Source organism: Haloferax sp. Q22 (assembly GCF_001482285.1).
In the GTDB taxonomy this organism is placed as follows: Archaea; Halobacteriota; Halobacteria; order Halobacteriales; family Haloferacaceae; genus Haloferax.
On sequence record NZ_LOEP01000048.1, the window covers coordinates 1 to 1,832 of the forward strand.

Sequence of the window (1,832 nt, forward strand, 5' to 3'; positions counted from 1 at the left end):
ACTATCTCATCAGAGGTCATGCTTCGACATGTTTCGGTTGGAACCAGCTGTTGCCAAGTTCGATGGGCCTTTCACCCCTACACCAGAGTCACGAGAGGGTATTGTAGGACACCAACTCTAACGGGCCTCCACGCAGCTTTCGCCACGCTTCGCCCTGCTCCGGCGTAGATCACTTGGTTTCGGGTCGCATCCGGTTGGCTCCCCGCCCTTGAAGACGGTGGCCCTGGTCAAAGACTGCGGCCGTATCGGTTTCCCTATGCCTCCGGGGGTTCACCCCTTAGACTCGCCAGTCAGATGCACTCCATGGTTCGTTTTTCAAAACGCACGACGTAACATCGGCTTCACTTGAGTCATACTACGGGATCGCTCCCAGTTCTTTCGTCGAGTGACCTTGTATGCCACGTCGCTCTATCGCCAACTGATTTCAAGCCCTATTGCACCGCCCTTTTCGGGGTGCTTTTCAGCGTTCGCTCACGCTACTTGTTCGCTATCGGTCTCGAGGAGTGTTTAGTCTTCGCAGTTGATGCCTGCGAAATTCACGAGGGATATCCAACCCCCGCTATTCTGGAACAACCCCAGGATCTGGTTCTTATGTTACGGGGTTTTCACCCTGTATCACGCTCCGTTCCAGGAGACTTCACATAAGATCCAGGTCCGTGTTGGGTAGTCCGTACACCACATTGCCCGAAGGCTTCGGTTTGGACTGTATCGCGTTCACTCGCCGTTACTAACGACATCGTGGATTGCTTTCTTTTCCTGTTCCTACTAAGATGTTTCAATTCGGAACGTTCCCCATTGCGCAAGGCAATTGCGAGGGGATTCCCATTCGGAGATCCTCAGTTCTTTCCCTCCATGCGGGTCCCTGAGGCTTATCGCAGCTTGGCACGTCCGTCATCGGCTCTCGAGCCGAGCTATCCACCAGCTGGCACAGTAGCCAGTTGATATAGTCACTGTGACCCGGAGAACGGGTCCAGTGGACGCCTGGATTGCACGTACACACGGTTTCATCAAATCCCCTCGGTGACGACCCGAGGCGAATTTTCGACCCTTCCCAACCTCGCTTGCGCGGGATGGTGCATCTGTCGTCAGTATCCATTCATTCGAAACGTCTTGCCACACTTAAGGGGCACGATCGTTTCGGAGTGGAGTACTGCTTACCATGGACCCACAGGGATTCGAACCCTGGGCATCCTCCTTGCAAAGGAGGCACTCTACCACTGAGCTATGGGCCCGTGTTAGCCCTAGTAGTTCTAAGGTGTCCGAACGGGTGTCATTGGTGAACTCGGAAGATCGCGTGTGAGCCACCCCGTCGGGGTGGTCTCGGTCGTTAGGAGGTGATCCAGCCGCAGATTCCCCTACGGCTACCTTGTTACGACTTAAGCCCCCTTGCGAAGCCCAGATTCGACCACCGTGTGGTGGCCTCATCCGGACCTCACTCGGGTGCTTTGACGGGCGGTGTGTGCAAGGAGCAGGGACGTATTCACCGCACTCTATTGAAATGCGATTACTACCGAATCCAGCTTCATGAGGGCGAGTTTCAGCCCTCAATCCGAACTACGATCGAGTTTAGGAGATTAGCGTTCTCTTTCGAGATAGCAACCCATTGTCTCGACCATTGTAGCCCGCGTGTAGCCCAGCTCATTCGGGGCATACTGACCTACCGTTGCCCGTTCCTTCCTCCGCTTTAGCAGCGGCAGTCCTTCTAATGTACCCAGCCAGTCGAAACTGCTGCTGGCAATTAGAAGTGCGGGTCTCGCTCGTTGCCTGACTTAACAGGACGCCTCACGGTACGAGCTGACGGCGGCCATGCACCTCCTCTCTATAGCGTCGTG

The 1,832-nt window shown here is 55.2% G+C and carries 1 tRNA gene and 2 rRNA genes; all 3 read right to left on the minus strand.

From position 1 onward, the window contains the following. Positions 1 to 943, minus strand: a 23S ribosomal RNA gene (locus tag AM590_RS21035); the annotation flags it as partial. Between the two features lie 217 nt (positions 944 to 1,160). Next, positions 1,161 to 1,232: transfer RNA gene (locus AM590_RS18420), tRNA-Ala, on the minus strand. Between the two features lie 97 nt (positions 1,233 to 1,329). After that, a 16S ribosomal RNA gene (locus AM590_RS18425) occupies positions 1,330 to 1,832 on the minus strand; the annotation flags it as partial.